Annotated in this window: 19 protein-coding genes; 13 read left to right on the top strand and 6 right to left on the bottom strand. The window is 67.2% G+C overall.

What is annotated here, in order from left to right:
* Positions 1-6: 6 nt before the first annotated feature.
* Genes EJ903_RS15880 through EJ903_RS15890 form a run of 3 tightly spaced genes read left to right on the top strand, consistent with a single transcriptional unit; the run spans position 7 to position 3862 of the window.
* On the top strand, positions 7-2232 hold the full coding sequence (locus tag EJ903_RS15880; RefSeq protein WP_126617175.1) for a xanthine dehydrogenase family protein molybdopterin-binding subunit: 2226 nt from the start codon (positions 7-9) through the stop codon (positions 2230-2232).
* A 35-nt stretch (positions 2233-2267) separates the two neighbouring features.
* Positions 2268-2813, top strand: a complete 546-nt coding sequence (locus EJ903_RS27680; protein WP_246015630.1) for a cyclophilin-like fold protein — start codon at positions 2268-2270, stop codon at positions 2811-2813.
* Between the two features lie 32 nt (positions 2814-2845).
* The gene (locus tag EJ903_RS15890; protein ID WP_126617177.1) at positions 2846-3862 is read left to right on the top strand and encodes a zinc-dependent alcohol dehydrogenase family protein; all 1017 of its coding nucleotides are present in this window, start codon (positions 2846-2848) and stop codon (positions 3860-3862) included.
* Positions 3863-3934: 72 nt separating this feature from the next.
* Here the strand turns inward: EJ903_RS15890 and EJ903_RS15895 are convergent, their stop codons facing one another.
* Both EJ903_RS15895 and EJ903_RS15900 read right to left on the bottom strand, forming a co-directional pair.
* On the bottom strand, positions 3935-4858 hold the full coding sequence (locus EJ903_RS15895) for a 4-(cytidine 5'-diphospho)-2-C-methyl-D-erythritol kinase (RefSeq protein WP_126617179.1): 924 nt from the start codon (positions 4856-4858) through the stop codon (positions 3935-3937).
* Between the two features lie 57 nt (positions 4859-4915).
* Positions 4916-5473: an RBBP9/YdeN family alpha/beta hydrolase gene (locus tag EJ903_RS15900; protein WP_126617181.1), complete on the bottom strand. Its 558-nt coding sequence runs from the start codon at positions 5471-5473 to the stop codon at positions 4916-4918.
* Positions 5474-5617: 144 nt separating this feature from the next.
* On the opposite strand from EJ903_RS15900, the gene EJ903_RS15905 reads away from it, so the two are divergent.
* The gene (locus tag EJ903_RS15905; protein ID WP_126617183.1) at positions 5618-6832 is read left to right on the top strand and encodes a methyl-accepting chemotaxis protein; all 1215 of its coding nucleotides are present in this window, start codon (positions 5618-5620) and stop codon (positions 6830-6832) included.
* Between the two features lie 9 nt (positions 6833-6841).
* On the opposite strand, the gene EJ903_RS15910 is transcribed toward EJ903_RS15905, so the two are convergent.
* Positions 6842-7618: a methyltransferase domain-containing protein gene (locus EJ903_RS15910; protein ID WP_126617185.1), complete on the bottom strand. Its 777-nt coding sequence runs from the start codon at positions 7616-7618 to the stop codon at positions 6842-6844.
* A 52-nt stretch (positions 7619-7670) separates the two neighbouring features.
* Between EJ903_RS15910 and gloB the strand changes: the two genes are divergently transcribed.
* Genes gloB through EJ903_RS15925 form a run of 3 tightly spaced genes read left to right on the top strand, consistent with a single transcriptional unit; the run spans position 7671 to position 9903 of the window.
* The gene (gene gloB, locus EJ903_RS15915; protein ID WP_126617187.1) at positions 7671-8432 is read left to right on the top strand and encodes a hydroxyacylglutathione hydrolase; all 762 of its coding nucleotides are present in this window, start codon (positions 7671-7673) and stop codon (positions 8430-8432) included.
* 56 nt (positions 8433-8488) lie between these two features.
* Positions 8489-9097, top strand: a complete 609-nt coding sequence (locus EJ903_RS15920) for a glutathione S-transferase N-terminal domain-containing protein (protein ID WP_377006434.1) — start codon at positions 8489-8491, stop codon at positions 9095-9097.
* Positions 9098-9141: 44 nt separating this feature from the next.
* Positions 9142-9903: a C40 family peptidase gene (locus tag EJ903_RS15925; RefSeq protein ID WP_126617189.1), complete on the top strand. Its 762-nt coding sequence runs from the start codon at positions 9142-9144 to the stop codon at positions 9901-9903.
* 26 nt (positions 9904-9929) lie between these two features.
* Here the strand turns inward: EJ903_RS15925 and EJ903_RS15930 are convergent, their stop codons facing one another.
* Positions 9930-11753 (bottom strand): ABC transporter ATP-binding protein/permease, encoded by a 1824-nt coding sequence (locus EJ903_RS15930; RefSeq protein WP_126617191.1) that lies wholly within the window; start codon positions 11751-11753, stop codon positions 9930-9932.
* A 90-nt stretch (positions 11754-11843) separates the two neighbouring features.
* Positions 11844-13184 (bottom strand): GH1 family beta-glucosidase, encoded by a 1341-nt coding sequence (locus tag EJ903_RS15935; RefSeq protein ID WP_126617193.1) that lies wholly within the window; start codon positions 13182-13184, stop codon positions 11844-11846.
* 266 nt (positions 13185-13450) lie between these two features.
* On the opposite strand from EJ903_RS15935, the gene EJ903_RS15940 reads away from it, so the two are divergent.
* Positions 13451-14734 (top strand): family 4 glycosyl hydrolase, encoded by a 1284-nt coding sequence (locus EJ903_RS15940; RefSeq protein ID WP_126617195.1) that lies wholly within the window; start codon positions 13451-13453, stop codon positions 14732-14734.
* Positions 14735-14783: 49 nt separating this feature from the next.
* On the opposite strand, the gene EJ903_RS15945 is transcribed toward EJ903_RS15940, so the two are convergent.
* Positions 14784-15926 carry an MFS transporter gene (locus EJ903_RS15945; RefSeq protein ID WP_126617197.1) on the bottom strand — a complete coding sequence of 381 codons (1143 nt, stop codon included), beginning with the start codon at positions 15924-15926 and terminating at the stop codon, positions 14784-14786.
* Positions 15927-16123: 197 nt separating this feature from the next.
* Between EJ903_RS15945 and EJ903_RS27690 the strand changes: the two genes are divergently transcribed.
* The 5 genes from EJ903_RS27690 to EJ903_RS15975 all read left to right on the top strand — a co-directional run bounded on the left by EJ903_RS27690 (position 16124) and on the right by EJ903_RS15975 (position 25241).
* Entirely contained in the window at positions 16124-21016 is a 4893-nt protein-coding gene (locus EJ903_RS27690; RefSeq protein ID WP_281274762.1) for an O-linked N-acetylglucosamine transferase family protein, read from the top strand.
* A complete protein-coding gene (locus EJ903_RS15960) occupies positions 21013-21894 on the top strand; it encodes an FkbM family methyltransferase (protein ID WP_126617199.1) in 882 nt (293 codons plus the stop codon). Before EJ903_RS27690 ends, EJ903_RS15960 begins: the two co-directional genes overlap by 4 nt.
* Before the next feature lie 385 nt (positions 21895-22279).
* Complete coding sequence (locus EJ903_RS15965; RefSeq protein WP_126617201.1) at positions 22280-23263, top strand: hypothetical protein; 984 nt, start codon at positions 22280-22282, stop codon at positions 23261-23263.
* 41 nt (positions 23264-23304) lie between these two features.
* Positions 23305-24447, top strand: coding sequence for a PI-PLC domain-containing protein (locus tag EJ903_RS15970; RefSeq protein WP_126617203.1), 1143 nt, complete (start codon positions 23305-23307; stop codon positions 24445-24447).
* A gap of 392 nt (positions 24448-24839) precedes the next feature.
* On the top strand, positions 24840-25241 hold the full coding sequence (locus EJ903_RS15975) for a phage tail protein (protein WP_126617205.1): 402 nt from the start codon (positions 24840-24842) through the stop codon (positions 25239-25241).
* The last annotated feature ends 52 nt before the right edge of the window (positions 25242-25293 follow it).

The raw sequence follows: 25293 nt of genomic DNA on the forward strand, positions 1-25293 counted from the left end.
AACACCATGACCAACGCCCACCACAGCCCCGCCCTCGCCACGCCGGTCCGGCGTCCCGTCAACCTGTCGCGACGCGGCGTTCTGGGCGGCGCGCTCGGCGCGTTCGTCCTGGGCGTCACGCTGCCCGGCGGCCCGCTCCGCGCCCAGGGCGCGGCGGCAACGATCACGCCGGGCACGCGGGTGCGGGCGTTTCTGGACATCCGGCCCGACGGAACCGTGCGGTTCCGCAGCCCCTTCATCGAGGGCGGGCAGGGCATCTTCACCGCCATGGCCCAGATCGTGGGCGAGGAGCTGGACAGCGACCCCGCCCGCTTCGAGGTGGAAGGCGCTCCACCCGGTCCCGATTACCTGCTGATCGGCGGCATGCGCTTCACCGGCGGCAGCATGTCGGTGCGGATGAGCTATGAGACGATGCGCAGGCTGGGGGCCTCGGCCCGCGTCATGCTGCTGCAGGCGGCGGCGGCGCGGCTGAGTGTGCCGGTCGCCACGCTGACGACGGAACCGGGGCGGGTGGTCCACGCGGCCAGCGGACGCACCCTGGCCTATGGCGACCTCGCCGCCGCCGCCGCCGCGCTGCCGGTGCCGCGCGACCCGCCGCTGAAGGCCCCTGCCGATTTCCGTTGGATCGGCAAGCCGGTGCCCCGGATCGACGTGCGCGACAAGGCGACGGGGCGGGCGCGTTACGCCATCGACCTGACGGTGGACGGCATGCTGCACGCCGCCGTCCAGCACGCCCCGCGTCTGGGCATGGAACCCGGCCCGATGGCGAACGAGGCGGAGGTGCGACGGATGCCCGGTGTGCATTCCGTCCACACGCTGCCGGGCGCGGTCGCCGTGGTGGCGTCAAGCTGGTGGCGGGCGCGGCGGGCGGTGGAAACCCTGTCGGTGTCCTGGACGCAGGCCAAGCCGGGAACCGCCCACGCCATGCCGGCGGATTTCTCCTCGGACGGCCACCGGGCGCGGCTGATGGCCGCCAGCGGCGACGGTGTGGCCTATGAAAGCGATGGCGACGTCGCCGCCGGGTTGCGCGGGGCCGCCCGCGTGGTCGAGGCCACCTACGACGCGCCGCATCTGGCCCATGGCCAGTTGGAGCCACCCTCCGCCCTGGCGCGCTGGAACGCCGACGGCACGCTGGAGCTGTGGTGCCCCAACCAGGCCCCGGAGATGTTCCAGACCGCCGCCGCGTCGGTCGCGGGGATCGCGCCGGACAAGGTCATCCTGCATTCCCCGATGCTCGGCGGCTTTTTCGGGCGGCATTTCCTCTACCAGACCGCCAACCCCTTCCCGCAGGCGATCCGCCTGTCCAAGGCGGTGGGGCGGCCGGTCAAGGTGATCTGGAGTCGTGAGGAGGAGTTCCTGCGCGACGCCCTGCGCCCGATGGGCGTGGCCCGTTTCCGCGCCGGGCTGGACGCCCACGGGCTGCCGGTCGCCCTCAGCGCCGTCGCCGTGGGGGAGGGGGCGACCGGCCGCTGGTTCGGCCGCCCGCCAAACGGGGTGGACAGTTCCGCCGTGGAAGGCATCGCGGGAAAGCCCTACGCCATTCCCCACCGGCGGGTCGGGCAAATCCACATCGACGATCCGGCCATCATCGGCTTCTGGCGGTCGGTCGGCCATTCGATGAATGATTTCTTTTACGAAACCTTCTTCGACGAGATGGCCGACGCGGGCGGGCAGGACCCGTATGAGCTGCGCCATCGGCTGCTTGCGAACAGCCCACGCCACCGAAATCTGCTGGAGGCGGTGGCCGATCTGGCGGGTGGTTGGCGGCGCGGCCCCTACACCCACGCCGACGGCAGCCGCCGCGCCCGTGGCGTCGCCATGGCCTCCCCCTTTGGCAGCGAGGTGGCGACGATGGCCGAGCTGTCGCTGCGCGGCCGGACCCTGCGGGTGCATCACCTGTGGGTGGCGGTCGATCCCGGCAGCGTCGTCAACCCGGCGATCGTCGAGGCGCAGATCCGGTCCGCCGCCGCCTTGGGCCTGTCGGCCACCCTGGTGGAAGGGGTGGTGTACAGCGGCGGCGTGCCGCAGGCGCGCAACTTCGACGCCTATCCCGTGCTGCCGCCCGACCGGATGGCGCGGGTGCATGTCCGCATCGTCGAAAGCGGGGCCAAGATGGGCGGCATCGGCGAACCCGGCCTGCCCGGCGTGCCGCCCGCCGTGGCCAACGCGCTGGCCAGCCTGACCGGCCAGCACGTCCGCAGCCTGCCGCTGTCGCGCGCGGGGTTTGTCTGACAAGGAGCCGCCTGGATCCAAGGAGAGTGTGCGCCATGATCGATCACCACACCCGTCCGCTCCTCACCCGTCCGCTCCTCACCCGTCCGCTGTCGCGGCGCGGCCTGATCGGCACGGCCCTGGCCGTCGCGTCGGGGCTGACAATCGGAACCGCCGTCGCCCAAACCCAGCCGGGCCTTGCCCCGGCCTCGAAGCCAGTGGCTTCGAAGGCGCTGGCACCGGAGACCATCATGTCCATTCGTTTCGCGTTCAGCGGCCAGACCTTCACCGCCACCCTGTTCGACACGCCGTCGGCCCGCGATTTCGCATCGATGCTGCCGCTTGATCTGACGATCAGCGACTACGCCACCAACGAGAAGATCGCCTATCTGCCGCGCAAACTGACCGAACAGGGCAGTGGTCCGTTCGACAACGAGGCACCGGGGGATCTCTGCTACTACGCGCCCTGGGGGAATTTGGCCTTTTTTTACGCCGGATACCGCTGGTCGCGCGGCTTGATCCGGTTGGGCCGGTTGGACGCCGGTCCCAGGCCGCTGATGACGCGGGGTGAATTTCCGCTGCGCGCCGACCGTCTGTCCTGATGTGACATTTCAAAAAGCAAAGGACCAATCCCATGTTGGCCACCGTTCTGCATGGTCCCGGCGACGTGCGTTATGAGCCGGTTGAGGACCCGCAAATCCTGAAGCCCACCGACGCCATCATCCGGCTGGCGGCCACCTGCGTCTGCGGGTCCGATCTGTGGCCCTATCGTGGGCTTCAACCCACCAGCGCCCCCACCGCCATGGGCCACGAATATTGCGGCGTGGTGGTGGAGGTGGGCGGCGCGGTCAAGACGGTGCGCCCCGGCCAGTTCGTTGTCGGCTCCTTCTGCCTGTCGGACAACAGTTGCCCGCATTGCCGATTCGGCTTCCCATCCTCCTGCGAACAGCGGGAGTTCATGAGCGGCGCGCAGGCCCCCTACGCCCGCATCCCGCTCGCCGACGGCACGCTGGTCGCCACGCCGGAGTTGCCGCCGGACGACCTGATCCCCAGCCTGCTGGCGACCTCGGACGTGCTGGGGACCGGCTGGTACGCCGCCGACGCCGCCAACGTGCGCCCTGGGGCCACGGTCGCCGTGGTCGGTGACGGGGCGGTTGGATTGATGGGGGTGCTGGCCGCCCATCGGATGGGGGCCGACCGGATCATCATCATGAGCCGTCACAAGACCCGCCAGGATCTCGCCCTGGAGTTTGGCGCGACCGACATCGTGCCGGAACGCGGGGCGGACGGTGTGGCGCGGGTGCGGGAACTGACCGCCGGAGTCGGGGCCGACGCGGTGCTGGAATGCGTCGGCACGCAGGATTCGATGGAACAGGCGATCCGCTGCGCCCGGCCCGGCGCGATGGTCGGCTATGTCGGCGTGCCGCACGGCGTGCGGTTGGACGGGCAGACCCTGTTCTTTTCGCAAACCGGGCTGATGGGTGGACCGGCCCCGGTGCGGCGCTTCCTGCCGCATCTGATCGATCTGGTGCTGAGCCGCAAGATCAACCCCGGCAAGGTGTTCGACCTGGAACTGCCCATCGCCGACGTCGCCGAAGGCTATCGCGCCATGGACGAGCGCCGCGCCATCAAGACGCTGCTGCGGGTCTGACGGAGCCGGAGGACGTCCGTCGGTGGGGCCACCCTCTGGCGCCTCTGGGGCGTCGATGGTCCGCCGTTGCCATCACGGGCCATCGGTGCGCAGACGGGTGGCGTGCGCCCACCATCCCGGCTCCGCCATCCGGATCGCGGCGGCGGCGGCCTCGGCCTCTGTCGTGGTGGGGTACAGGGCGAAGCAGGTGGCCCCGCTGCCCGACAGACGGGCCAGCAGGCAGCCGTGGGTGCCCTCCAGCGCGGTCAACACGGTGGCGATCACCGGGGCGACGGTCAGCGCCGGGGCGGTCAGGTCGTTGCGGCGCGCGCGGAGCGCCTCGGCCAGCGCCGCGACGCTGCCCGGCGCGTGGGTCAGGCGGGCGGGGGTGGAGAAGGGGGCCGGGCCGCGCGCCCGGAACACCGCCGGGGTTGGGACCGGCACGTTGGGGTTGACCAGCACGACCGGGCAATCGGGCAGGGCCGGGGCCGGGGCCAGCTGATCGCCGACACCGCCGAAATGGCGGTTTTCCCCGACGACGCAGACGGGGATGTCGGCTCCCAACCCGGCGGCAACCTCGAACAGGACCGGCGCGTCCGGCGGCAGGCCCCAGAGCCGGGCCAGCGCCCGCAGGCAGGCCGCCGCGTCGGCGGACCCGCCACCGATGCCCGACGCCACCGGCAGATTTTTGGTCAGGGTGATCCGCCCGCTTGCCCGTCGGCCCAGGGAGTCGGCCAACCGCCGGGCGGCGCGCGTCACCAGATTGCCGGCGGGATCCTCCCCCGCCAGCGCGGCGGCGAAGGGGCCGCAGATCGACAGGGTCAGATCGGCGTCGCCGTCCGCCACCTCCAGCGTCAGCGTGTCGCCCAGTTCGGTGAAGGCCACAAGGCTGTCCAGCTCGTGGAAGCCGTCCGCGCGCTTGCCGGTGACGTGCAGATACAGGTTCAGCTTGGCCGGGGCGGCTTCGGTGATCCGTTGGGCGGGGGTATGGGCGGGGGTGGATGCGGTGGCGATCATGCCCCTTGTGTCGCACCGATGGGGGCGGGGAGGCAAGACCCGCCCCCATGCCATGTCTCAGCTCTGGGCGATCAGCTCCTTGACCAGGGTTTCGCCCATCGGCCAGGGGCCGAACCCCGACGCGACGTTGATGTGCCCGACCGCCCCGGCGTTGAGGAAATCGGCCCCCCACAGCACGGCGAAGGCGCAGGCCCGTTCGGTGCTGCAATAGGGGTCGTTGTCGCTGCCGACGACGATGGTGTTGAAGGGCAGCGGATCGGTCGGGATGGGGGCGAAGACATGGACGGCGGGGGGCGTGTGCTCCGCCGATTCGACGTCGGTCGGGCCGACCAGCAGGGCACCGGCCACCTTGTCCACGCTGCCGCTGCGGGTGCCCGACGCTGCCCAATGGGCCACCAGCGCGCAGGACGCGCTGTGCGCGACCAGAATCACCCGCCCCGGCGTGACCAGGATCGCCGATTCCAACCGGGCCATCCATTCGGACGGGACCGGCTGGTCCCAATCGGCCTGTTCCACCCGGCGCGCGCCGGGGATGCGGGCCTGAAGCCAGCTTTGCCAGTGATCGGGGCCGGAGTTTCCCAGGCCAGGAAGAATCAAAACGGTTGGATGCGTCATTCTTTCAACCCAGAAGCGGCATGGATGGCGTATAGTACGGCCCCAAGACCGTGGGGCAACCGCCCGATGGCTGGGGTCAGCAATGCGCCCGATCCGACCATCGCCAAGAGCGGCCACGGAGCGGGTCATTCAGGGGGGGAAGTCTTGGAGATCAGCGCCACCATCGCTCAGGACATTTGCGATCACATCGGCCGCGAACTGGACGTCGTCGTGTCCTTCATGGGGCAGGGCGGGAAGATCATCGCCTCCACCGCGCGGGAGCGGATCGGGTCCACCCACGCGATCGCTGCCGACATCATGGCGCGTCGCATCGACGAACGCGCCGTGAGCAAGGACGAGGCCGCCAAATCCGGCGGTTCGATGCGCGAAGGCTACAACATCGCCATCGATATGGAAGGCGAACGGGTCGGCTCGCTCGGCGTGGCCGGTCCCGCCGATCAGGCCCGCCGCTACGCCCGTGTCGCCCGTCATTGGGTGCTGTCGATGCTGCGCGCCGACGGGGCCGATTCGCAGCGCGCCAAGGTGGTGCGCGAGATGAGCGACCGGCTGGAGCGCGAGGTCGGCGGGCTGGCCAGCGAAATGGCCGAGGCCGGGCGCAAGCTGGAAAGCGCGGTCAACGCCGTGCGCAAGGCGGGCGGCGACTGCCTGCGCCAGACCGCCGACGCCGCCGGGGCCGCCCGCGCCGTCGATGGGTCGGTCGGCAACATCGTCGGCATGCTCGACCGGCTGTCCTCCACCTCCATGCAGATTTCCGGCGACACCAGCAAGGCGCGCGAAATCAGCCAGGCGGCGGCGGTGGACAGCGACCGCGCCACCACGGTGATGACCTCGCTGCGCGCGGCGGCGGAACAGATCGCCAGCGTGGTCAAGCTCATCAACGCCATCGCCAGCCAAACCAACCTGCTGGCGCTGAACGCCACCATCGAGGCCGCGCGCGCGGGCGAGGCCGGTCGCGGCTTTGCCGTGGTCGCCAACGAGGTGAAGGCGCTGTCGCGCCAGACCGCCGACGCCACCAAGCAGATCGCCGATCAGGTGTCGAACCTGCAAAAGGAAACGGCGGCGGTGGACGAGGCGCTGGGCCGCATCCATTCGACCATCGGGTCGATCCAGACCATCAACGGCACCGTGGCGGCGGCCATCGACGAACAGGCGATGCTCACGGCGGAGGTGTCGCGCGCGCTCGACCGCTCGCGTCAGGACGCCATGGCCGCCGAACAGCGCATCGTTGGGGCCGAACAGTCGCTGGGCAGCGTCAACAAGACCTTGGACGATCTGGGCAACCTCAGCCAGACCATCACCACGCGGGCGGGCGGGCTGACCAGCCGCGTCGGCGACGTGCTGCGTCAGGCGCGCGGGTAAGACCTTGTTCTAAGACGCCGTGGTCGCCCCGTCGTCCGCGTGATCGCGGGCGGCGGGGGCGGCACCGCCGGGCAGCGGCACGATCAGGCGGCGTTTGGTCGGCTGCTTGGCGGCGCGGCGCGACGACACCCCGGCGAAGATCTGCTTCGACGCCTCGATCATCGTCACCCCGGCGAAGGCCTTGAACCAGCGCCCGCCGACCTCTTCCCAGGCGGGCGCGGTCTTCAGCAGGACGTGGGAGCGCAGCGGCGGCATGAACAGGGCGTGGCCGGTGCGTTCCGGCACGAACATCGCCTCCCGCAGCACCTGTTTGAGCTGCGAGGCGGAATAGGGAAAGCCGTGGCCGAACGGGGTCCAATCGGCCCGCGCCCACAGACCGCGCCGGTTCGGGACCACGGTCAACACCCGTCCGCCCCCGGCCAGCACCCGCCAAATCTCCCGCATCATCGGGCGCAGCTGCTCGGTGCCTTCCAGCCCATGGACCAGCAGCACCCGGTCGATGGTGTTGTCGCCAAAGGGCAAATCGGCCTCGTCCCCCAGCGCCACCATGCCCGGCCCTTCCGGCGGCCAGAAGGTGACGCCCTGGCTGGCGGGCATCACCGAGACGACGCGGTCGGCCTCGCCGATGAAGGGGCGCAGATAGGGAGTGGTGTAGCCGATGCCCATCACGATCTGCCCGCGCAGGTCCGGCCAGATGGCGCGGATGCGACGGCGGATCATCCGACGGGACATTTGCCCCAGGTCGGACTCGTAGAACTCCCGCAGATCGACGATATCGGTGTACATGATGACCCGAGCCTAGCACGGTTTGCAGCGCAACAGCAGGGAGTTCGCCGTTGTGGAGATCATTCTGGTTCCGGCATTCGCCGACAACTACCTCTATGTGTTGCGCGATCCCGCGTCCGGCAAGGTGGCGGCGGTCGATCCCGGCGACGCCGCCCCGCTGATGGCGGAGCTGGAGCGGCGCGGCTGGGGGCTGGACCTGATTTTGCTGACCCACCATCACAACGACCACACCGGCGGCGTGGCCGCGCTGGTGGAGCGTTACGCCCCCCTGGTCGTCGGGGCCGGGCACGATTCCCACCGGTTGCCACCGCTGGGGCGGGCGGTGGCCGACGGCGACCGGGTGGCCTTTGGCGGGACCAGCGCCGAGGTGATCGCCACACCCGGCCACACGCTGGGCCACATCGCCTATTGGTTCGCGCAGGACGAGGCGCTGTTCTGTGCCGACACCCTGTTTGCGCTGGGCTGCGGGCGGCTGTTCGAAGGCACGCCGGGCCAGATGTGGGAGTCGCTGCTGCGCTTGCGCGCGCTGCCCGATGCCACCCGCGTCTGCTGCGCCCACGAATACACCCTGTCCAACGCCCGTTTCGCGGTGACGGTGGACCCGGACAACGCCGCCCTGCGCGCCCGGGCCGAGGAGATCGCCGCCCGGCGCGCCCGCCACGAACCGACGGTCCCCACCCTGTTGGGGGTGGAGAAGGCGACCAACCCGTTTTTGCGCGCCGACGATCCAGGGGTTGCGGCGGCGGTCGGTTTGGTTGGATCATCGCCCGACCGCGTCTTTGCCGAGCTTCGCGCCCGCAAGGACCGGTTCTGACATGTGCGCCATCCCGTTCCCCTTCCATGTCCAGTTCTGAAAGGACAGCCGGTCCCATGATGACGTTGCGGTGGAGCGCCACCTCCCCCTTTGTGCGCAAGGTGATGATGGTCGCCATCGAACGCGGGTTGGCCGACGCCATCACCCGCCAGCCGACCGATCCGTGGTCGGCCGACACCGATCTGCCCCAGGGCAACCCGCTGGGCAAGGTTCCGGCGTTGACCCTGGCCGACGGAACCGTCCTGTTCGACAGTCCGGTGATCGCCGAGTATCTCGACAGCCTGGGCGACGCCGCGCCCCTGTTCCCGGCGGTCGGCCCGGCGCGCTGGGCGGCCCTCCGGCTCCAGGCCATCGCCGATGGCGTGTGCGACGCGGCGATCCTGCGCCGCCTGGAGGCCAACCGCCCCGACGGCGAGAAATCCGCCGGGTGGAGCGAGCGCCAACGGCTGGCGGTCGCCCGTTCGCTTGATCTGCTGGAGGCCGAGGCCGCTGGGTTGGGCGAGGCTGTGACCATCGGGACGCTGGCGGTGCTGGCCGCGCTCGGCTATCTCGATTTCCGCTTCGCGCATGAACCCTGGCGCGAGGGCCGTCCGGCGCTGGCCGCGTGGCACGCCCGCATGGCCGACCGCGACAGCGTCCGCCTGACCGCCCCGCCGGTGGGCTGACGCCCGCCCGTTACCCCCTTTCTCCCGCTCTGGAACCGCCCGCCATGCCGCCCGTGATCCGTCAAATCACCGCCCCGCACGCCGTCCTGTTGGAGGAGGCGCGCGCGGGCGTGCCGCAGACCAGCGAAATGCTGCGCGGCGAGGTGTTTCATGTGTTGGAGGAGCGGGACGGCTGGTTTCGGGTCGAAAACGGCTTTGACGGTCACGTCGGCTGGTTGCCGCCGGACACGCCGCAGGCCGAGCCGGTCATCACCACCCACCGCGTCCGCGCTCTGCGCGCCGACCTGCACCCGGCCCCCACCCACAAGGCCCCGCCGGTCGGCACGCTGAGCGTCGGTTCGCTGCTGCGGTTGGATGGCCGGGCCGAAAACGGCTGGGTCGGGGTGGGCGATGGGCTGTGGGTGTTCGCCAAATGGCTGGAGCCGATCGACGCGCCGCCCGCACGCGACCACATCGCCACCGCCCTGCGCTTTCTGGAAACGCCCTATGTCTGGGGCGGGCGCAGCGCGTTCGGGATCGATTGCTCCGGGCTGGTGTTGACCGCCATGGCGGCGGCGGGGGTGGTGTCGCACCACAGCAGCGGGATGCAGCGCAAGGACGACCGGCTGGGGGCCTGGATCTCCGACGATGGCCGCGACGTCGCCTTTCAGTATGGCGACATCGTGTTTTTCCCCGGCCATGTCGGGCTGATGCTGGACGACCGCCACCTGTTGCACGCCACCGTGTTCACCATGTCGGTGGTGGTGGAGCCGCTGGCTGATGTCGTCGCCCGTGCGGAGATCATCAACGGCGTGCGCCGCCCGTAAGACGTTTTCCGTAAAATTTCCGTCTGTTACGCCCGGACGCTGCGGCGGCCCCGGCGGGTGGTGTCGCTGTCGTTGATGACGGCGTCCTGCGGCACTTCCCGCAGGGTGACGCTGCCGTTGCGCCGGTCCAGCACCAGCTTGCGGGTGTGATGGGCTGCAAGGCCGTTGTGGTTGCTGATGGTCAGGACCGTGGCCTGCGGGAATTTCCGGTGCAGCAGGGCCAGCAACTCCTCCTCGCTGTCCAGATCCAGGGAGTCGGTGGCGTCCTCCAGGAAGATCCAATCCGGGCGGCGGATCAGCAGGCGGGCGAAGCTCAGGCGCTGGCGTTCCGGGACCGACAGGGTTTCGTCCCACTCCTCCGTGTGGTCAAGCTGGTCGGCCAGGTGGGGCAGGCCGACGTCGCGCAGGGCCGCCTTGGCGGCGTCGTCCCCCGCCGGGTTGGGTGAACCGGGATAGGCCAGCACCGCGCGCAAGCTGTCGTGCGGCAGATAGGGCCGTTCGGGGATGAAGAACACGCGGGTGTTGGACGGCAGGCGGATGTGTCCGCTGCCCCACGGCCACGCCCCCGCCACCGCGCGGAACAGGCGGACGGTGGCCGCCGCGTCGCCGACGATCAACACCCGGTCGCCCTGCTGGATCGTCAGGTCGAACCGCTCCACCAGCGGCTTGCCGTCCGGTTCGTGGATGCGCACGCCGCTGCACACAAGGTTGTGATTGTCCTCGGATCGCTCGACGGCGATGTGGTTGTCGGCCACACCGCAGATGTCGCGGTCCAACCGTCCGAGCGCGTCGTGCAGATTCAGCACGCGTTCCACCGACGCCCGCCATTCCGCCGCGCGGGCCAGATTGTCGATGGGCCAGGACAACGCGCCGACGGTTTGCTGGAACGCTTGCGAGGTCTGCATCAGCACGCCGAGCGAGATGGTCCCGGCGATGTAGCGCGGGGCGGCCACCAGAATGGGAAAGGCCGCCGACAGCACCGAATAGGTGGCGCTGAACAGCATCATGTTGCCCAACGCGCGGGTTTGCCCGTGCCAGCCGGTCGCCACCTCGGCGAACAGGCCGGTCAGGCTCTTGCGTTCGGCGGTCTCCCCGTGCAGCAGGGCGATGGCCTGCCCGTTCTCGCGCACGCGGGCCAAGCCGAAACGGAAATCCGCCTCGTAATGCTGGCGCTGGTTGACGGCGCGGACCAGCGGTTGCCCGACCAGCAGGGCGATGGTGGTTCCCATCGCGGCGTAGATCAGGGCGATGAACAGCAGATGGCCCGGCACCGTCAGATCGCTGCCGAACAGGGTGACGGTGATCCGCCCGGACAGCATCCACAGGATGTTCGTGAAACTGACCAGCAGCATGGCGCAATAGGTCAGCGAATGACCAAGGTCGATGGCCATTTCCGCCGTGATGCGCACATCCTCGGCGATGCGGCCATCGGGGTTGTCATGGTCGCCGGGCAGGAAGGCGATCTGGTGGTGGCGGCCCCGACGCAACCAGTCCTCCAGCAGCTTCTGGGTCAGCCATTTCCGCCAGCCCAGTTGCAGCCGCCGCTTGACCAGCAGATGCAGCACCGCGTTGACGATGTTGTAGCCGATGATGACCACCACCGCGCCGATCATGGTGTAGAAGCGGTCCATCGACCGCTGTTCCAGCGCGTCGAAGAGCTGTTCGCTCCAGATGTTGATCAGCACCGGAACGACAACCTGTCCAACCGTCAGCACGATCAGCGCGATGGTCAGCAACCACACCGTCACCCGCTGCTCGCCGGTCCAATAGCCACCGGCGAAATCCAGGAAACGGCGGGTGAAGCTGCGGGCGGCGGGGGTGCCGCCGGGCGGGGTGGTCAGGCTGTCCATCGCGCGGTCCGGGCTGTTTCTGCGATCCTCCGTATGACAAACGAATAGGATGCGGCTGGTCGAAAGTACAGGGGCAGAACCAACAAAACCTTACAGCCTCCCGCTTTTCGCAACCGCGCTGAGGAAATGGTAGCTGTCCTTGGGCGTGCGTTTCTGCGTGTCGTAATCGACCCGGACCACGCCGAACCGCTTGGCCAACCCATAGGCCCATTCGAAATTGTCGAGCAGGCTCCAGCACAGATAGCCTGTGACGTTGCAGCCCTCGGCCAGCGCCTGGGCCACCGATTCCAGATGCTCGCGGAAATACAGCACCCGCTCGGCGTCGTGGATCTGGCCATCCTCCGCCACGACGTCGTCATAGGCGCAGCCGTTTTCGGCGATGAAGACGGCGGGGTTGCCATAGCCGGTGCGCAGCTCGCTCAACAGATCATACAGCCCCTCCGGCTGCACCGGCCAGGCCATGCCGGTCCAGCGGCGGCATTGCGCCTCCCCCCACCACACATCAAAGGGATGGCCCTCCTCATGCTTCATCGTCATGCGGGAGTAGTAGTTGATGCCCAACAGGTCGATGGGGTAGCGGATCGCCTCGCGGTCGCCGGGCAGGACGAAGCTGTCCATTTTTTCGGCGAGCAGGGCGGGGATTTCGCCGCGCAGCACGCCGTCCAGCGACACCCGGTTCCACACCGCGTCCCAACGGGCGGCGGCGGCCACATCCTCCGGCTTGTCGCTGTCGGGCACGCTGGGTTGCAGGTTCAGCACGGTCCCCAGCGTCAGGCCGGAATGCTCCGCCGCGATGGCGCGCAGCGCCGCCCCTTGCGCGAGATTCTGGTGGTGCAGGGCGCGCAGGATCCCTTGTTCGCCCAGCGTGTGCCCCGGCGCGTGCTCCCCGACGCCATAACCGAAGATGGCCACGACGTTGGGTTCGTTGAGCATCATCCATTCCTTGACCCGGTCGGCCAGCCGGGCGGCGACGATGCGGGCGTAGTCGGCAAAGGGGCCGATGATGTCGCGCCCCTGCCAACCGCCGCCCTGCGGCCCGGCGGCGTCCTCCAGCGGCTGCGGCAGGTCCCAATGGTACAGGCAGGCCATCGGGGTGATCCCGGCCTCCAGCAACCCATCGACCAGCCGGTCGTAGAAATCCAGGCCGCGCGGCTCCACCGCCCCGGTTCCGGTCGGTTGGACGCGCGGCCAGGCGATGGAAAAGCGGTAGCTGTCAAAGCCCGCCGCCTTCAACAGCGCGATGTCCTCGGGGAAGCGGTGGTAATGGTCGCAGGCGGTGGCCGCACTGGTCCCGTCCTGGATGCGGCCCTGGGCGGTGAAGCGGTCCCACACGCAGGAGCCGCGCCCATCCACGTCCAGCGCCCCTTCGATCTGGTAGGACGAGGTCGAGGCACCCCAACGGAATCCGGGCGGAAAGGTGAAGGATGGCATGGCGTTGTCCTCCCACGGACGGTTTTGCCTTTGCCGTTCAGCATGCCCCAAGCCGGGCGGCGACGCCATGGGTTGCGCGGGGGCTGCGGCGTGCGGGCGCAGGGCGTTCGGTCGCAGCGGGGGCGGCCCGCTCCCATCTGGGCAGCGGGCGGGGATGGGCGTAGGCTGATGGGCAAGCGAACAAGAACGGGGCCGCCGCCCTTACGCACCGTTGCCACTCACGGGCGGATTTCATGCAGGCGGCCCCACTGTGGAAGGAAACGCCGATGACCAACACCACCAAGATCGTGTTCATCGGGGCGGGCAGCGCCGCCTTTGGCCTGAGCCTGTTCCAGGATCTGTTTTCCACCAGCGAACTGGCGGGCAGCACCCTGACGCTGGTGGACACCAACCCCGAGGCGCTGGACCGCATGGCCGCGCTGGCCGAGGTGCTGAACCGCGAGGGCGACGCCCGCATCACCATCGAGAAGACCACCGACCGCAAGGCGGCGCTGGTCGGCGCGGGCTTTGTCCTGTGCGCCATCGCCATCGACCGCAACCGGCTGTGGAAGCTGGATTTCGAGGTGCCGAAGAAGCACGGCATCCGCCACACGCTGGGCGAAAATGGCGGTCCGGGTGGGCTGTTCTTCACCCTGCGCACCCTGCCGCTGATCGTCGACATCGTGCGCGACGTCGAGGCGATCTGCCCCGACGCGCTGTTCATCAACCTGTCGAACCCGGAAAGCCGCATCGTGCTGGGGCTGTCGCGCTGCACGTCGGTGCGCTCCATCGGGCTGTGCCACGGCATTTTCCTGGCCCGCTGGTTCGTCTGCCAGATTCTGGGCATGGCGGAAAAGGAGGTCGATGTCTGGGGCGCGGGCCTGAACCATTTCCAATGGCTGACGGCGATCCGCGAACGTTCCAGCGGGCGCGACCTCTACCCCCTGCTGCGGGAGCGGGAAAAGACCCACGACCCCGCCTTCACCCCGCTGACCCGGCGGCTGTTCCACGCCTTCGGCCTGTGGGTGACGTGCAGCGACGACCATATGGGCGAGTATCTGCCCTATGGCTGGGAGGGCGGCGAGCATGGTTTTGACTTCGAGAACGACGAGCGGGGCCGCGTCATCCTGAAGGATTTGATGGACGGGGTGATCGACGGCAGCAAAGCCATTCCCGACGATTGGACCAAGCCAAGCTGGGGCGAGCGCGCCGTCGCCGTCATCGCCGGAATTCTGCACAACCAGAAGCGCTTCATCGAATCCGGCATCGTCGTCAACCGGGGTGTGGTGCCCGGCCTGCCCGATGAATTGGCGGTGGAGGTCCCCTTGATCGCGGACGCCGCCGGGGTGCATCCGGTGTCGCTGGGCCGCCTGCCCGATCCCATCGTCAAGCTGCTGTCGGTTCAGGCCGGGGTGCAGCAGTTGGCGGTGGAGGCGGCCTTGCGCGGGTCGAAGGAGCTGGCGTTGCAAGCGCTGCTGATCGACCCGGTCATCACCTCCAGCACCGCCGCCGTCGCCATCCTCGATGAGCTGTGGGAGGCGAACAAGCCCTACATCCGCCCCTGCCTGTGAGGTGTGTTCCGCACCTGCCCGGTTCCGGTGCGGGCGCGCGTCCCTGGCGTCAGCGGCGGATCAGGCGGACGGACACAAACCCCAGCGCGGCGGTCAGCGCCGCCACCCCCAGCAGCAGGGCGGGAAAGCCGGTGTGGTGGACCAGCGCGCCATAGACCACCGGCCCCACCCCCTGCCCCAGGAAGAAGGACGAGGCGAACAGGGCGAGGGCCGAGCCGCGCGCGGTCGGGGCCAACTCCGTTGCCTGGGTCTGCATGGTGTTGTGCAGCATGTAAAAGCCGAAACCGGCCAGCAGGAAGGCTCCGCACACCACCGGCCAGGGAACCGGAAAGGCGGCGACGAAATAGGCCAGGGCGCAGCACAGGCCCCCGGCCTGCATCATGCCCCATTGGCCCAGGCGCTGGATCAGACGGCGGACGATGGCGCTGTAAACCACGCCGCCGATGGCGAATCCGGCGATGGTCATCCCGGCCTCGAACGCCCCGCCCGCGCCATGCTCTTGCAGGATCGGGGCGACGAAGGGGAACAGGCCGAAGATCAGGATGCCTTCCGCCGCCACGGTGGCGAAGACGATCAGCGAGGCCGGGTTGGTCAGCACGGTCCCATAACGCAATTGCGCGTCGGCCAGCGACAGGGGCGAGCGCTTTTCCACCTCCCCTCGCAGGCCGATCACGGTGGCGACGCAGACCAGCGCCGTCAAGCCGGCGGCCAGCCCGAACACCACGCGCCAGCCCGCCAGCTCCGCCAACGATCCGGCCACCACCGACCCGGACATCTGGCCGAGAATGACCGCCAGCAGGAAGCGGCTGATGGCGATCTGCCGCTCCTCATAGGCCACGCGGTCGCCGATCAGCGCCATCGACGCCGGGATGATCCCCCCGGCGAAGGCCCCGGCCAACATGCGGGACGCAAAGACGGTGGCGTAGCTGGGGGCGATGGCCGACAGGGTCAGGCCGATGGTCAAAATCACCAAGGCCAGCCGGATCAGCCGCGATTTGCCGATGGCGTCGCCCACCGGCCCCAACACGATCTGCATCAGCGCGTAGGGCAGGGTGTAGGCCGAGGCCAACAACACCGCCTGCTGCATGGTGACGTGCAGATCGGCGGCGATCAGCGCCAGCAGCGGATCGGTGGTGCGCAGGGAAAAGGCGCTGGCGAATCCGGCAAGGCCGAGCAGGACAATCAAACGCATGGGACGGGCCTTGACCGGAGCGGTTTGGTTCAGGGCCTGAAGTGTAGCCAGCAACCCCGCCGCTGCGGTGCGGCGTATGTCGCGGGGCAGTCATGCGCGGGCTGTTGTGGGCGGGGGTGGCGGCACCCGAATGGCTTGCAATCACCAATCCCGCCCCAGCATTATCCGCCCACCCTCATCACGGAGCCGCCGCGCGCATGAAGCCGACCAACCGCCTGAAGCCTGCGGCGGACGCGCAAGCCCTGCTGGCCCGCGCCGTGGCTCTGCATCAGGCCGGGCGCTGGGCCGAGGCCGGGCCGCTGTACGAGCAGGTCTTGCGGCGGCAGCCGGGTCACGCCGACGCGCTGCATCTGCTGGGGCTGGTCAAGGGGCAGGGTGGCGATCCGGCGGCGGGGGCGGCGCTGGTGCGTCAGGCGCTGGCGGCCAACGGCGGGCAGGCGGGTTTTTGGTTGAGCTTGGCGCGCTTGTGCAACGCTGCTGGCCAACCGGGCGCGGCGGTGGACGCCCTGTGCCGCGCGCTGGCGCTGCTGCCCGCCGACGCGGGCGGCCTGACCGGTCTGGCCGACACCCTCTATGATTCCGGGCAACCGGGGGCGGCGGCGCGCCTGTATGGCTGGGCGGTGGCGCTCGACCCCGGCTTGACCGAAGCGGCCTACAACCGGGGGGCGGCGCTGCGCGACGCCGGGCAGACGGAAGCCGCGCTGGCGGCGTTCGAGGCGGTGGCGGCGGTCGCCCCGCTGTTGATCCCGGCGCAGGAGCAAATCACCGGTCTGCGCCACACGCTGGGTGATGCGGTGGGCGCGGCGGCGGCGGCGCGGCGGTTGCTGGCGCTGGTCCCCGATCAGGCCGACGCGCTGGCCATCCTGGGCAACGGTTTGGCGGTGGGGGGCTTGGCAGTCGGGGGCTTGGCGGCGGGGGATCACCGGGACATGGGGGCCGTGTGGCTGGTCCGCGCGCTGCGGCAGCGCCCGGATCCCGCCACCGCGCTGACTTTGGCGGCCCGGTGGCACGGGCGGGGCGATGCGGCGGCGGCGGTTGGCGGCTTCCGTCTGGCCTTGGCGTTGTCCCCCGCCGCACCGGTCGGCTGGTCCGGTCTGGGGCTGGCGCTGGCGGCGCTGGGGCGGAACGACGCGGCGGTGACGGCGGCGCTGCGGGCCACCCACCTCGCCCCCGACGATGCAGCGGTGACGGTGAACGCCGGGTCGGTGCTGCATCAGGCGCGGCGGCGGGACGACGCCGGGGGCTGGCACCGCCGGGCGCTGGCGCTGACCCCCGACAGCGTCACCGGCTGGATCAATCTGGGAACCCACGCGCTGGAGGCCAACGCCCACGACCGCGCGATCCCGCTGTTCGAGCGCGCCCTGCGCCTGGGCGCGGACGCGGACGAGGCGCTGGCGCGCTCCAATCTCGGCGTGTCGCTGATGGCGCTGGGCCGCAACGCCGAGGCGGCGGCGGCCTTCCGCGCGGCGCTGGAACGGGTTCCGGGCGACGCCGCCATCCGCTCCAACCTGTTGTTCTGCCTGTGTTTTGATGAGACCGCCGATCTGGAGGACGTGTTCGCCGAACACCGGGCGTTTGAACGCTTCGCCGCGCCCGCTGCCGTTCCACCCCCGACCTTCGCCGCGACCGACCGCAACCCGGAGCGGCGCTTGCGCATCGGTTATCTGTCGCCGGATTTCCAGCGCTACCCCGGCCCCGGCTATCACTTCCTGTTGCCGTTGATCGAGGGGCATGACCGGGCGGCGGTGGAGGTGACGTGTTATTACCACGACACCGTCCGCGACGCGGCGACCGCGCGGTTCCAGGCGGCGGCGGACCGCTGGCGCGATTGCGCGGGCCTGACCGACGCCGATCTCGCCGCCTTGATCCGCGCCGACGGCATCGACGTGCTGATCGACTGTGACGGCCACATGTCGCGCAACCGGATGACGCTGTTTTTCCACCGCCCGGCCCCGATCCACATCAGCCTGCCGCTCTACCCCAACAGCACCGGCCTGTCGGTGATGGACTATCAGTTCGCCGACCCGCGCATCGCCCCGGCGGGAACCGACGCCCTGCGGTCGGAGCGGTTGATCCGCCTGCCCGGCTGCGTCCTGTGCTACCGCCCGGCGGAGTCCGGCTTTGCCCCGCCCGCCCGTCCGCCGGTGGAGCGGAACGGGGTGTTCACCTTCGGCTCCTTCAACAACATCACCAAGGTCAACGACGCCACCATCGCCCTGTGGGCGCGGCTGCTGCGGGCGGTTCCCACCGCGCGGCTGCTGTTGAAATGGCGGGGCTTGGGCAGCGGCGGGGCGCTCGATCAACGGCTGTTGACCGCGTTCGCCGCGCAGGGCGTGGGGGCGGACCGGCTGCTGCTGCGCGGCCTGACTCCTGACCCGTACGAGGATTACACCCGCATCGACGTTGCGCTGGATCCCGTTTTCGCCAACGGCGGGACGACGATCTGTGACGCGCTGTGGATGGGCGTGCCGGTGCTGAACCGCAGCGGTCGGGCGATGATTTCGCGCTGGGGTGCGTCCTTCCTTGGCGCGGTCGGGCTGGATGGGCTGGTGGCCGACAGCGACGACGCCTATCTGGCGCTGGGCGTCCGGCTGGCGACCGACCGCGCGTTTTTCGACGCCCAGCGCGCCGATGTGCGCGGGCGGATGGCGCGGTCGCCTCTGATGGACGAGCAAGGGTACGCCCGCGCGGTCGAATCCGCCTGCCGCCGCGCGTGGCGGCGCTGGTGCGCGGGGCAGGAGCCGGTGGCCTTCGCCGTGGGCGCGGAGGAGGTGGCCCCGAGCGTTTCCCCTTCCATCCCCCTGCCCAACAGCCCAGTGTCCGACACCCCCTTGCCCGGCATTCCGGCGGACGCGCTGCGCAAGGCCGCGCGTATCCTGGTCATCAAGCTGGACGAGTTGGGGGACTTTGTGCTGTCCACCCCCTTCCTGCGCGGCTTGCGGGCCAGCGCGCCGCAGGCGGCCATCCATCTGGTGGTGTCCGCGTCCGTGGTCCCCTTGACCGAGGGCTGTCCGCATGTCGACGCGGTGGTCAGCCCGACCGGCGACGGCGCGGGCGGGGCGTTGAATTTCCGGGGCCGCACCCCCGCCGATCTGCAACGCTTCGCCGAGGCGTTCCGCGCCGGGTTCGACATCGCCGTGACCGCGCGGTTTGATTTTGACAAGGGCGGGGCGGCGACCTTGGCGGCGGCCAGTCGCGCGCCGATCCGTCTGGCCCATTCCGAACAGGCCACGCCGTGGAAGGCCGACGCCAACCGGGGCTTTGACGCCGCTTACACCCACATTCTGCCCGCCGGTCCGGCGCGGCACGAGGTGGACGGCGCGCTGGCCCTGCTGCACGCGTTGGGCGGGCGGGATCCCGGCCAGGGGGTGGAACTGTACCCCAGCGCCGAAGAGTTGGAGCGCGCGCGCGGCGAACTGGCGGGCGTCGGCACCGACGCGGACGCCCGCCCGCCCTGGACCCAACGGCCCCGCCGCCTGCTGGTCCTCGCCCCGACCACCGCCAGCGATCGCCGCAATTACCCCATCCCCTTGCTGGCCGCGCTGGTCGCGCGGCTGGTGGAGCGAGGCGGGATCGACGGCGTTGTGCTGGTCGGCGCTGCGGCGGACGCGGCGCGGGCGACGGCGCTGGCCCGGGCGCTGGCCCCGCTCTGCCCGCTGTGGGATCGCACCGGGGCCACCGACCCGCGCGGCCTGACCGCGCTGCTGGCGGCGGTGGACGCGGTGCTGGCGATGGATTCCGGCCCGGCCCACATCGCGGCGGCGGTTGGCACGCCGGTGGCCGTGCTGTCCTGCCACCCCCAGGGCGGCGACCCGCTGAACCCCCACGCGCCGGAGCGGTTCCGCCCCTGGTCCGACGCCGCGCTGGTGTTGCAACCGTCCCGCGCCATTGCCCCCTGCGGCGACGGTTGCCGCGCGGCGACGGCCCATTGCATCACCGGCATCGCGCCCGACGCGGCGGCGGACTCCATCGCCGCATTCCTGCGGGCGCGCCCCGGTTGGGACGACGCGCCGACCCCGCAACCGACCCCCCAACCAATCCACCAGCCACCGCGCCAGACCGCCCGTTCCGGTTCGGTGGTGGTCAGCTTTCCGGCCTTGCCCGATGCCTACCCGGCCAACCGCCATTGGCACGCGCAATTGTCGTCCTTCGTCACCCGGGCGTTGGTGGAGCGGTTCGGCGACCGGGTGTCCTTCGCGCCGTGGGGCGCTCCGCCGCTCCTGCGCGGGCAGGACGCCTTCGTCAGCTTTCTGCCCCATCCGGCGTTGGCCGACTGGAAACGCTCGGTGGTGTTGGACAACGACACGTTCGATAACGACAAATGGCGTTTTTCCGCCTTCCGCCGCTTTGGCTACGACGCGCCGCTCGATCCGGTGGCCGACGCCTACCGCCTGTTGGACGGCCAATTCGCCCGGATCGTGCTGGTGAACGACATCACCCGTCGGCGGGTGGCCGACCGGGATCCGTGCGTGGCCGATTGTTGGGATTATCTGAGTGGGTTGACCGGCGGGCGGGTGTCGCTGCACCCCCACCCCATCGACAAGGCGTTTTTCAGCCGCCTCTATGGCGCGGAACCGCCGCCCGACCGGGCGCGGATGCTGGTCTATCACGGCGGGCCGCGCAAGAATTCCGCCGAACTCATCGCCCTGCTGCGCCGCCTGGGCTTTGCCGAGAACCGTGATTTCTCCATCGCCCCCTACATCGACAAAAGCAACGACGACCTCGCCCGCTTCCTGTTGAAGAACTTCTTTTTCGTCGGCAACACCTCCTTCTCGGAAACCGGGCCGATCAACATGTGGGAGTATCTGACGGCGGGCCACATCCCCTACGGCCACGAGGAGTGGTGGGACGGGGCCGGGAACCCCCGCCTGTGCTGGAGCTACGACCCCGCCCGGCAGGAGGAGAACGCCGACAACCTCGACCATCTGCTGCGCCGTATGGATGTGGGCGCGCTGGTGGAGGAACGGGATCGGCTGTGGCATTGGTGGATCGGTCGGCGCGACAATGATTGGGCCTGCGTGACGACCGACCTGTGCGATCAGGTGGACCGGCTGTTGAGTGACCCCCATCCAGCGGAGAAGCGGGAATGACGACGGATTTGTTGGGCGAGCGCGGCGACAACCGCCTGATTGCCACCCGCCACGGCCACATGCTGGTCAACCGTCACGATTCCATCGTTGGCCGCTCGCTCGACTATTACGGCGAGTATTTCGAGCAGGAGGTGGCGCTGTTCCGCCAGTTCCTGCGGCCGGGCGACGTGGTGATCGACGTCGGTGCCAACATCGGCGCGCACACGGTTCCGCTGGCCCGGATGGTCGGCCCGACCGGGCGGGTGCTGGCCTATGAGCCGGTGCGGCTGAATTTTCAAACCCTCTGCGCCAATCTGGCGCTGAACAGCCTGACCTGGGTGGACGCCGTCCAAGGTGGCCTGGGTGCCCGCGACGAAACCCTGATGATCGCCGACGTGGCGATGGAGGCGGAGGGCAATTACGGTGCCCTGGCGCTGGCCGATCTGCCCGGCAACCGCCCGGTTCCGATCCAACGCCTCGACGCCGCCTTCACCCACCCCAAGCTGCGCTTCATCAAGATCGACGTGGAGGGGATGGAGGCCGACGTGCTGACCGGCGCGCGCGGCGTGCTGGCCACCCACCGCCCGGCGCTCTATGTGGAAAACGACCGGCTGGACCGGTCGCGCGACCTGCTGGCGACGCTGCACAGCCTGGATTACGAGTGCTATTGGTTCCTGCCGTCCTTCCACAACCCGGCCAACTTCTTCGGCGTGACCGAACCGCTCTACGCCACCGGCTTCGTCGACGACGGAACCCGCATCCACGCCCGTGGCATGGGCATCAACCTGCTCTGCATCCCCAAATCCGCCAACGCCCGCCTGTCCGGCCTGCTGCCGGTGCTGAACCTGGACGAACATCCTTGTCAGCGCGCCTGCACACCGCGCTTTGTGGGGGGGTGATGGGGTTTGGAAGTAAGAGCGCCGTGGAACCATTGTCAAGCCGGGTTTTATGGATTGCGTTCAAAGGGGTGATTGAGTTGGCAGTGTTGAGTTGGGAGTAACACTGAGTGTGGGTGTCTGTTTTGAGACAATCACGGTCAATTAAAATCAGTATGTCGCGTGAATCCGTCTGATCAATAAACGCTGAGCGTGCTGTGCGCTGTATTTCAGTTTGGGCATGGTGTTCCGAATTCCATATCCAGAGCTTTTAAAAATCACATTTCGATGCATAATGTTATTTATGGCCTATTTTAGTCGAACTAAACTCTTTTTAAGAGAAATATGATTCATTATAGCTTCTATAAAAATAAAATTTCTTATGGTCTAATCCAAATAGATAGAAAATATGCATCAGAAATCCATCAATACGGATTTCGGCTATGAGTATATCACCGTAAATAACGCACAGAACGAGGGAAGTATGACTTCTGCTAACGTATATCTGAACAATGATTGGCCAACGGCCATGAATGTAACCACTTCAGACAATAATATTGATGGTCTCATCGCCAATGATACAAACATAAATGGGTTTTCATCAACAAATTTTACAGTTGAAACGACTGGAATTGAGCAGTCATGGTTTGCCATTGGAAATGGTGGTGCTGGGTGGGCGAATTTCTATCTTGGAAGCGGTGCTTATAAATTGGGTTACAATGGGTCTGGTAACGATCCAAATTTTTGCTTTTTCGAAGCGGACACGGATATACCAGTTGTTTCAACTCTTGGAATTGGGTCAATATCAAATTTTCATTACTGCTGGGGTCCGCAAAACGTACCCCCTGTTATAAACGGCGTTCTCTCGGCCAACTTACCATCAATCATATCCTGGATCAACTCTGGGAAAATCTCTTTTGATTTGGGAAGTGTCTCCATAACATTGAACAGCATTTCGGAAAGCGCGTCTGTAAATTGTTATTATGGCTCTCTGTTTCCAACATCCCAGAATTCGGCATACGCTCGATTGATGCTCTGCATCAACAACGCAACGATCGACGCAACAGCCAGCATAGCATCCACGTCATTCTCCATAAGCGCAGATCCTCTCTATGTTTATGTGGGATTCCAAGTCAACTATCCAACAAATTCTGAAGGAACCGCAAATCCTTCCATAACAGTTGATCTGTTCCAAGTTAGCACTCCCGGGTGGTCGGTGAGCAGCAGTTTTGTTCTGGAAGCGATCCTTGCCATTGTGCTCCCTGGTGTTGGTGTTGCGGCCCTTAGCGCGCTGACCGGAAGTTCTGCTGGAAATTATGTCAATGGTGTATTGAATGCCGCAATCATCAATGCAATCAACAATTACATATCCGGTGCATTGAAGAATATTTGAACAAGCGATGAAATATCAACAATTCACGAAGGATCTTTACGATGTCAAACGCGACTTGGATGAGCAACTCTTCTGTTCAGTCTCTTGAGATTGGGAAAATAGTTCTTCCTGGGACCCATGATAGCGGGAGTTACTCGATACAGAGAGGGGTTCTTTCCCAGATCAATTATGGAAACATCAATTTTCTATGGCAAATCAACAGTGGATCGGCCCCGGCGAACGGGAGCGCTCCTTGGAGCAATCCGCTTCCAGGCATGCCAAATCTTCTAAACCCAATCAATGAAAAAAACAGCGAGGATGGTTTTTCTAATTTGAACTATCTGTACCTTGGTCAGAGTATGTACAACATGGTCATGGATGTGGCCTATGATATGTCCCGATCACAGGATAACACCATCCTGCAGCAATTGAATGACGGAATCCGATATTTTGATCTCCGGGTGTATTGGGATACGAACCTCAATGGATTTTACATCCAGCATGGGCTTTGCGGATGTTCTTTTTCTCAGGTTCTCTCGGATGTCAGTGCGTTCATCAACGCCAACACCACAGCCAGTGAACTGATTGTTCTGGTGGTGTCTCACCTGAACATCGCATCCGGGTCCGTCGAGGCCACGTCCTTGGCGAATTTGATTTCGGCCAATTTGCCGAAGGGCGCGCTTTATGAACCTCCGTCTGTTTCTGCTGGGACCGATCCCTTTTTGTCCCTCGCAACCAGCACCATCGGTTCGTTGACGGGCGGAAGCAACAAAGTGTTGGTGTTGAATGGGGATTATCCGAGCATTTCCTATGATTCCGTTCTCTTCAACAGCGTTGGATACACGGCGTTTCCCAATGGTGATTACGGAACCGACTCCCTCACCGCTTTGTCATCGGCTGCGGAGCAAGCGATGGGGCAGATGACAAGCGGGAATTTGGGGCGTTTGTCGTGGTGTCTGACGTGCCAGACGCAGGACGCCATCACGGATGTTGTCAATCAATTGTCAGGCGCGTCGGGGACGCTGCCCGCGCTGCAAGGTTTGGCGGTGACGGCGAACAACGGTTTGCCCAACTTTCTCAATGGCCTCGACAGCGCTCAAACGAACACGATCAACTGCATCACCGTTGATTGGTACGAGCAAACAACGGGTCAAAACGTTGTTCAGCTTGCGATCAACATGAACACGGCTCGTGCAGGGGCATAAAGAAGATTGCGTTGGGTCAGAACCGATTTGACGCATGAATCCGCTCGATCAATCAAGGCATAGAGCGCCCAATACGGTTTCATATTCAGAGGATGGCGAACCAGACAACTCGGTGAAGTGAACACTGGAACAGGATGCGTCCAACCGGAAACGGCCTGATGCATTCTGTTTCATGGACCACTCATGAAACAGAGGGCTGCGCCGGGGATGTGGGAACCGCGCACGGCGCTCAGTGGCTGGAGCAACGGTTATCCTCTTGCCAATGTGGGGCGACGAGGGATGTGGATGACAGACCGGATCCGCTGGTGGCGAGCAATGCGTATGTTGTCCTCTTGTCTGTCTTGGCGTCATCACGGTACCGTTGCAACTTCAATGGTGCAAATGGGGCAATCATGACCAACCAAGCGGACAGGGTGGGGGCGACCGGCGGCTATCGGGTGACGGGGTTTCCGGGGCGGCCGGTGTTTCAGGACGCGCGTGGCTTGGTCGTCGGCCTGCCCGCCTCAGCCCCGGAAGGGGCGGGGGTGGTGACGTTGCTTGAGGGGGTGATTGTGGGTGACGACGCGCAGGCCTGGGTGGCGGCGGTGCGCGGCGGCAGCGCCGAACCCGCCACCCTTCTGGTGGATCGGCTGGACCCGACCGGGGCGGCGACGCTGCGCTGGACGCTGACCAACGCCGTGCCGACCAGCCTGAGCGCAGCGGGCGTGCAGGCCGGTGCCGCCGATGACGGCAACGAGGTGGCGGTGGAAAGCGTTGAGATCGCTTACGAAACCCTGACGATTTCCGCGCCCTGAGCGGTTTGCCCTGACTTGCTTCTGAACGGACGGGCGGCGGTTTTCCGCCGCC

It is taken from the genome of Azospirillum griseum, assembly GCF_003966125.1.
Classification (GTDB): domain Bacteria; phylum Pseudomonadota; class Alphaproteobacteria; order Azospirillales; family Azospirillaceae; genus Azospirillum; species Azospirillum griseum.

Coding starts and splice junctions, on each gene's coding strand:
- EJ903_RS15880 (WP_126617175.1), top strand. CDS start 7: ATGACCAACGCCCACCACAGCCCCGCCCTCGCCACGCCGGTCCGGCGT.
- EJ903_RS27680 (WP_246015630.1), top strand. CDS start 2,268: ATGATCGATCACCACACCCGTCCGCTCCTCACCCGTCCGCTCCTCACC.
- EJ903_RS15890 (WP_126617177.1), top strand. CDS start 2,846: ATGTTGGCCACCGTTCTGCATGGTCCCGGCGACGTGCGTTATGAGCCG.
- EJ903_RS15895 (WP_126617179.1), bottom strand. CDS start 4,858: ATGATCGCCACCGCATCCACCCCCGCCCATACCCCCGCCCAACGGATC.
- EJ903_RS15900 (WP_126617181.1), bottom strand. CDS start 5,473: ATGACGCATCCAACCGTTTTGATTCTTCCTGGCCTGGGAAACTCCGGC.
- EJ903_RS15910 (WP_126617185.1), bottom strand. CDS start 7,618: ATGTACACCGATATCGTCGATCTGCGGGAGTTCTACGAGTCCGACCTG.
- EJ903_RS15920 (WP_377006434.1), top strand. CDS start 8,489: ATGATGACGTTGCGGTGGAGCGCCACCTCCCCCTTTGTGCGCAAGGTG.
- EJ903_RS15925 (WP_126617189.1), top strand. CDS start 9,142: ATGCCGCCCGTGATCCGTCAAATCACCGCCCCGCACGCCGTCCTGTTG.
- EJ903_RS15930 (WP_126617191.1), bottom strand. CDS start 11,753: ATGGACAGCCTGACCACCCCGCCCGGCGGCACCCCCGCCGCCCGCAGC.
- EJ903_RS15935 (WP_126617193.1), bottom strand. CDS start 13,184: ATGCCATCCTTCACCTTTCCGCCCGGATTCCGTTGGGGTGCCTCGACC.
- EJ903_RS15940 (WP_126617195.1), top strand. CDS start 13,451: ATGACCAACACCACCAAGATCGTGTTCATCGGGGCGGGCAGCGCCGCC.
- EJ903_RS15945 (WP_126617197.1), bottom strand. CDS start 15,926: ATGCGTTTGATTGTCCTGCTCGGCCTTGCCGGATTCGCCAGCGCCTTT.
- EJ903_RS27690 (WP_281274762.1), top strand. CDS start 16,124: ATGAAGCCGACCAACCGCCTGAAGCCTGCGGCGGACGCGCAAGCCCTG.
- EJ903_RS15960 (WP_126617199.1), top strand. CDS start 21,013: ATGACGACGGATTTGTTGGGCGAGCGCGGCGACAACCGCCTGATTGCC.
- EJ903_RS15965 (WP_126617201.1), top strand. CDS start 22,280: ATGCATCAGAAATCCATCAATACGGATTTCGGCTATGAGTATATCACC.
- EJ903_RS15970 (WP_126617203.1), top strand. CDS start 23,305: ATGTCAAACGCGACTTGGATGAGCAACTCTTCTGTTCAGTCTCTTGAG.
- EJ903_RS15975 (WP_126617205.1), top strand. CDS start 24,840: ATGACCAACCAAGCGGACAGGGTGGGGGCGACCGGCGGCTATCGGGTG.